The 6,125-nt window shown below is 65.3% G+C and carries 8 protein-coding genes; all 8 read right to left on the reverse strand.

Annotated elements, in window-relative coordinates:
- Positions 1–453: 453 nt before the first annotated feature.
- A complete protein-coding gene (locus VQ045_RS21040) occupies positions 454–711 on the reverse strand; it encodes an HGGxSTG domain-containing protein (protein WP_327625751.1) in 258 nt (85 codons plus the stop codon).
- Positions 712–1,303: 592 nt separating this feature from the next.
- On the reverse strand, positions 1,304–1,810 hold the full coding sequence (locus tag VQ045_RS21045) for a hypothetical protein (RefSeq protein WP_327625748.1): 507 nt from the start codon (positions 1,808–1,810) through the stop codon (positions 1,304–1,306).
- Positions 1,807–3,771 carry a hypothetical protein gene (locus VQ045_RS21050; protein WP_327625747.1) on the reverse strand — a complete coding sequence of 655 codons (1,965 nt, stop codon included), beginning with the start codon at positions 3,769–3,771 and terminating at the stop codon, positions 1,807–1,809. Before VQ045_RS21050 ends, VQ045_RS21045 begins: the two co-directional genes overlap by 4 nt.
- Complete coding sequence (locus VQ045_RS21055) at positions 3,768–4,640, reverse strand: DUF7146 domain-containing protein (protein WP_327625746.1); 873 nt, start codon at positions 4,638–4,640, stop codon at positions 3,768–3,770. Before VQ045_RS21055 ends, VQ045_RS21050 begins: the two co-directional genes overlap by 4 nt.
- The gene (locus VQ045_RS21060) at positions 4,630–4,872 is read right to left on the reverse strand and encodes a hypothetical protein (RefSeq protein ID WP_327625745.1); all 243 of its coding nucleotides are present in this window, start codon (positions 4,870–4,872) and stop codon (positions 4,630–4,632) included. The genes VQ045_RS21055 and VQ045_RS21060 overlap by 11 nt, the downstream gene beginning before the upstream one ends.
- Positions 4,873–5,007: 135 nt before the next feature.
- Positions 5,008–5,229, reverse strand: a complete 222-nt coding sequence (locus VQ045_RS21065; protein ID WP_327625744.1) for a hypothetical protein — start codon at positions 5,227–5,229, stop codon at positions 5,008–5,010.
- Entirely contained in the window at positions 5,222–5,491 is a 270-nt protein-coding gene (locus VQ045_RS21070) for a DUF5659 domain-containing protein (RefSeq protein WP_327625743.1), read from the reverse strand. The genes VQ045_RS21065 and VQ045_RS21070 overlap by 8 nt, the downstream gene beginning before the upstream one ends.
- 26 nt (positions 5,492–5,517) lie before the next feature.
- On the reverse strand, positions 5,518–6,125 hold a 608-nt coding region (locus tag VQ045_RS21075), incomplete at its 5' end, for an ImmA/IrrE family metallo-endopeptidase (RefSeq protein WP_331831516.1).

A 6,125-nucleotide genomic window follows, 5' to 3' on the forward strand; every position in this document is an offset into this window, starting at 1 on the left:
TCGAACGCACCATCGCTTCCGCCCAGGCCTGGGTCTTCATCGCAAACATCCGCATGCTCACCCGACGGCTCGCAAGGCATTGAAAACGCTACCTTCATTCTGATTCAGACACTGAGGCAGGCGTCGCCCACTTGCTGACTTCGGGGCGAGCCGCCGCGAACGCGCCCCTCAGTCCGCCCGAGCGAGCGTTGTAAGCAAGACTCAGGAAAACACTAAGCATTCAGCTGCCGCCTGTCCATCGTGCTTGCGAATCCCTCAATCAATCCAAGTCAAAAAGCAGTATTGTCACGATTGCGAACCAGTTGCACCGGGTGCGAACCCTCGAACCCGCGAACCCGAATTGCGGACCCGGTTCGCATCCCTGCCGAAGGCGAAAGCCGGCGCTCCCACCGCCCGCATTCGAAACGCGCCGGAAAGTGAAACTAACCGGCCCGCCCCCGCCGGGCCAAGGGCTTATTCGTCGCCGTCCGCCTGTTCGATCAGGCCCTTCATGTCACGCAGGAGCGCTGCGAACACCCGCCGCTCGGCGACGGCCTCAGCGGCGAAGCGGCCGTGCGTAACCGCATTCCTATTTCCCTTCGGTGCTCCCGGCGCCTTGCCGCCGTGCATCCGGCAGCGTCCGTTCACCATCGCGGGTGACTGGCACGGCGTCCCTGCCCGCGTCAGGACTTCGCAGCGCGGGCTCAGGTGCATGGGCAATCTGCTTTGCATGGGGTTGTTCCTCCGTTTCCCTCTGATCCCCCCCCCGGTCGCTCGACCGTTCCGACCACAGCCTGTCCGCCCGCATGGACGTGAACATGCTCGACCGTGACCTTCTGCTGGCCCTTGCCGCGATGACGGTTGAGGGCTTCGAGCAGCGCCGCATAGGTGCGCGACAGCTTGTTGGCCTGGTTGAGGTTCTCGCGCCGGCCCTCGTANAGCAGCGCCGCATAGGTGCGCGACAGCTTGTTGGCCTGGTTGAGGTTCTCGCGCCGGCCCTCGTAGGTCTGTTCGACTATCATTGCGCGCCGGTAGCATTCCATTGCCGCGTTGTGGGCGGCGATCAGTTGTGCCGCCATCATGCCTTCCAGTTCGTCCTTTGGCCCGATACCGATCAGCGCCGAAACGGTGGCACTCAACTGTCGATCGCGCGTCTCGGCGTCGGAATTTTTCATCCAAAGCGCCTGTACAGCCTGATTTGCGAGGATATTGTTCCAGTGATCCGACTGCGACCCGCCGATGTGCTTCAGTGCGCCCTTCATATCGTCGGGATCATCGACGACGACGGTCGTCGGCTGATTTCCCTTGACGGGATTCTTCTTTGTCATGGGTGGATGCTCCTTTCGCGGATTCCAATTGCCGCCAGCGCGGCGGCAGCCTTGTTCTTTCGGCGCGCGTTCCATGCGCTCCAGCAGCGGTGATGCAGCCAAGGGTGGCCGGTGGCCTCGGTCCCGAAGGGCAGCAAAGGATCGTGAGGCTGCTCGGGTCCGCCACAGCGAAGGCAATGGCCCGGCGGTGATCGCACAGGGTTGCGGTTCAGCCATTCGGCGATGCAGCAGGCAAAAGCGTTCGCTTCGGCATGGTCGCGCAGCAGCCCACCATCGAACTCGGCGATGCCCGCCCGCTCGTCGTAGAAGGCGCGCCAATCCTCGGCCGACCAGCCGTCATCGCCGGGACGCAAGAGCGCGACGATCCCGGCCTTGTGATACGCCAGCAGATCGAGCACCGCTGGCGGCGGCGCGGTGGGCGCCGCTAGCACGAGCGCATCGCCATCGAGAGCGATCTCAATCCCGGCCGCGCGCGCAGCCTTCAGGGCTTGGGCGGCGCTCATAGCCGCGCCCTCCAGCCGTCAGTCTCCGCTTTTTCCGGTCCGGATTGGGGCGGGTGCTTTGCGTCCGCACCGTCCGCATCGTCCTCGGTGTTGGATATCAAGGGGTTGGCGCGGACGGTCGAACCATCGTCGCGCCTTGAACCGGCCGCATGATCGCCGACCGTCCGCAAGCCTTGGGTTGCGAAGCCATTGCTGGGATTGGCTTTCGTCGAATTGGCGGACGGCGCGGACGATGCGGACGCTTGCGGCCCTCGGTTTTCTGGTGTTGGCGATTGCCCGGTGGTCGTGATGCGGATGATCCGCGTCCGTGCTCGGCCCTCGCGCTCGAAACCGATATCGATGCCGATCTTGCGCAGGAACGTCGCCGCCCGGCGCAAACGACCCGCCAGCGCCCGAGGGCTGTCGGGCCAGGTCTTTGCCTTCGCGACGCGCTCGCCCGCCATTTCGGCAAGGGCGCCCAGAAGGTCCGAGGCGGTTCCCGTCCACTCCGTCCGCGCCTGCACCAAAGCCCGCACGGTGGAAGCGATCGGATCGGCGTCGATGACGCCTTCCACCGCCTCCTCGCGATTGCCGCAATAGGCCGACCAGAATGTACCCGAAGACCAGAGCGCGGTTTCGCAGGCGGTCGCCCACAGCGCGAAATCCGCCATGCGTGGCAGCTTGTCGAGTCGCGTGCGCGGCAACTCGGCCAGGCCCTTCCCCACCGCATCGAGCAGCACGCCCAATATGCGCGGGCGTTCGGCTTCGAATGCTGCCCACAACTCCTGTTCCGGGCGGCGGCGTTCCTCGGGGATCGGCTCCAAGGTGAGGAACACGGCGCGATCGGCCAGATCAGGCCGCGTGACGATATCCTCGATCCCGTTCAGGATCACCGGACGGGTGGCGTCGAACAGCACTTCATCCTGATCGGAATAGAGCTGGCGCACCGCGAACCCGCCGCCCGTCGCGAGACGGCAGAGCGTGTCCGATATCCAGGCTGGCAGACCCGATACATTGTCGAAGGCGAGCACATGACCGTTGCTGGCGGCGATGAACAGATCGCGATCCTCGCGCGGCAAGGCCCGAAGCGGCGCGGTGTTGGGATCGAGCAGCGCCCGCAGGACGCCTGAGAAGGTCGACTTCGCCGAACCCTGTTCGCCCGACAGCACGATCACCGGATAGGGACCGCGATTGCGCAGGGACGCGAGCGCCCAGGCGACCACCAGCACGAAATCGGCGTCGGTCTGCACGTTGAGGAACGAGCGCAGCGTCGTGATCGATCCGCCGCGCACCGGGATCGGCATCGGCTTCATGCCCGACGCGCGGCGAAAGCGAACGGGCGGATTGTCGATGACGCGCCAGCCGGTGGCGTCGATCTCCACCGCCCGCCATGTCTCGTCCCCAAGGTCGAGATAGAGCCGATCATCAAGCTCGCCGACGCGGATATGGACCAGCCGTTCCGGTCCGTCGAAATGCGCCTTTGCCTCGATCACGTTCAGCGCCGATTGCAGCGCTTCCGAACTCGGCGCGCCGCCCGTCTCCTCGAAGAAGCGGCGGGCGAGCCAGCGGCGAAAGCCCTTGGTGCGGATCGCCCAGGTTTCGCGATGGCCGTTGATGTCGAGGTCGACGAAGCCGGCGCCGTCCGGCGTGTGGAATGGTGCGGCGCCTTCAGCCAGTTCGATCAGGATATCGGCTTGCGTCGGTCCGCGCCCGCCCGGTGTCCCGTGCTCCTCGGCGATGGCCTCGTCGAGCGCCGTCACCCGGCACCCGGCTTTCTTTAGTTGCGAGCGGAGCGTCTCGAAGGCGGCGCGGTTGTCCGCCTTCAGGGCGGCCAGCGCTTCCAGCGCATCGGGCAGGAACGGCGCACCGGGATCGGCGGCGGTTCGCGTCGCAAGACCTTCGAGCGGATCGGCAATGACCTCGGCCGCGTCGATGGCGTCGGCAATCGGATTTGCGGGATTGACGAAATCATCCTCGATCATCGCCCGCCCTCCAGCAAATCGTTGAAATCCATGCCTTGCGGCGGACGGGCGATGCGCACGCGCCGTCCCTCGCGGCGCCAGCGTCGGGCGCAATCCCGCGCCGCCGCTTCGCCGGGATCGTCGCCATCGGCGAGCACGACAACGTCTTGAACATCACGCGGCAGATCGAGCGACCGAAGGCCCGAGGTGGACAGCGCCGCCCAGGCGGGATGTCCGGTCGCCTGCATGGCCGCAAGACAGGTCTCGATCCCTTCGCCGACCATCAGAACGTCGCCGGCCTCAGCGAGGCGGACCACGCCGCCACGACATAGCCCGAGCATCATCTTCGCCGGATCGACCGGCGCCTTGCCTTTGCCGTCGCGGGCAAGAAAGGTTCGGTGAACGGCAATCGGTGATCCAGTGTCGCCGTGTGTCACCAGCGCAACCATCGCGGGCCAGACGCCGGCCGAAGCGTGCTTCAAGCCGGCGTGAAAGCGAAGCCTGGCCGGGATCGAAAGGATCAGGCCGCGCGAGCGGAGATAGGTTTCGACCGGCGTTCCCTCGGCCGATCGCGTCGCCTGCCAGATCGCCAGCGCCGCCTCGGTTCGCCTCAGCGCGTCGGAATCGGGTTCTTCGGGAACGCGGCGAGCGATTGGCGATCGGAACCGCATGACATGGCGCTTTGTGCCTTCCCATGCGCCGATCGCGCGAAGCGCGGCGATCACGTCGTGCTGGTCGCAGCCGGCGTGGCAGCGCACCAGCACCTTGCCGTTCTTGCCCGAACTGATCGACAGGCTCGGGCTCCGATCGTCATGCACCGGGCAACGCGCCATCCAAGTTGCTCCTGCACGGTGCCCGCCGAGCGCCCTGGCGATGGATTCAGCGGTCATGGCGCAACTCGCCGTCGTTGGCGGCGGTGAGCGCGCCGACGTCATTCGCCGCTTCGCGGCGTTCCGCCCGCGCCCATTCGGCGAGCAAACCGAAGAAGCCGGTGACGTTGTACGTGATATGCCGGGCATCCTCGTCGCTGAGATCGCGCCCGAGGCGCGGTTGCCAGACTTGCCGGGTGCGGGCGATCTGCTTGCCCGCGTCATTGTCGTTGGATGCGTCGAGACGTTTCATCGAAGACCTCACGGGCGGTTCCCCCGCTCCGTGCTCCTGGCCTCTGGTCTCGGATTCCCACCGATGACTCTGGACCCAAAGGGATTTGCATCTTCGGGCGTCCCCGTCCCAGGGATCGCCAGCCTGTTCGCCGCTTCAGCGCGGCAATTCTTCCTCAGGGATCGTGAACTTGTGCGACTTACCCGCCTCGATCACGAGGTCTCGACGGTTGCCCTTGCCGATCCCGCTGGTGATGGAGCATCGGAAGTGGCCGTGGCGCAGACCATCGAGGACCACCTCACCGATTTGTTCGAGCGCTTCGCGAAGTTGAGGTCCGCCGACCTCGCGAGCGTGGGAATGGGTCAGCTTCTCAGCCATTGTGCAGCAATCCCTTCATGTCCTTGATGGTGGCGGCGAAGGCGAGCGGCCGAACGGTGGTCGCATCGCCATAGAAGGCCATCACGTCAGCAGGCCGCGCGGCGCGATCCCGAAACACGAACACCTTGCGCCGTCCTTCGGCCCGTAGCTTCACCAGTTCGTAGCCGGTGCAGCGCAGGAAGCAGGCGAGATAGAAATCGCGTGTCTCGAAGGCGCCATCCGCGCCCTTCGTCGCCTGCGATATCGTTTGTCCAGTTGACACTTGACGATTTCCTCAAAAAAAGGGGCTCACGAACCATCGGCGAGAAGCCGCTGGAGCGGAACCGCGCGGTGCAGCAGTCCGAGCCGTTCGAGCCGGATGCGCATGGCGATCGGCGAGACGAGAAATTTCTTCGCGAAGGGCGTCGCGAGCCGCTCAAGCGCCTGATCGTCGGTTTCCGTCTCCACCCTGGCCGGACTGACATAGGTTTCGCGATTGAACTCTACGAAGGAATGGTCGATCGGCGTCGCGGGTTTGAGCACGCGCGGCTTGCGGTCGGGGAAGACGTCGTCCCATGCCGCCATCACCACCTTGCGCGGCATCAACACGCAGGAGGCATAGAGGTCGGCCTGCAATTCGATCCGCGCTTTGGCCTGGCTCGACCGGCAAATCACGCTCGGCGGCGCATCGGCATCGAGGAACGAGGTTTGCGCCGGGTCCTTGTCGAACAACCCGCGATGCAGGCGCCAGTGGCCGACCTCGTGCGCCGCCGTGTAACGATAGCGGCCTTCCTTCGAGGGATTGGTGTCAAATCGCTTCGAACCGTGCCCCCCATTTCGCTTGGAATGTTGACCCCTTTGGCGACGCTGGCGCCGACATGCAAAGGGATCCGATCGGGCCCCTTTGCATGTCGTTG

This window comes from Aurantimonas sp. E1-2-R+4 (genome assembly GCF_036549515.1).
In the GTDB taxonomy this organism is placed as follows: domain Bacteria; phylum Pseudomonadota; class Alphaproteobacteria; order Rhizobiales; family Rhizobiaceae; genus Aurantimonas; species Aurantimonas coralicida_A.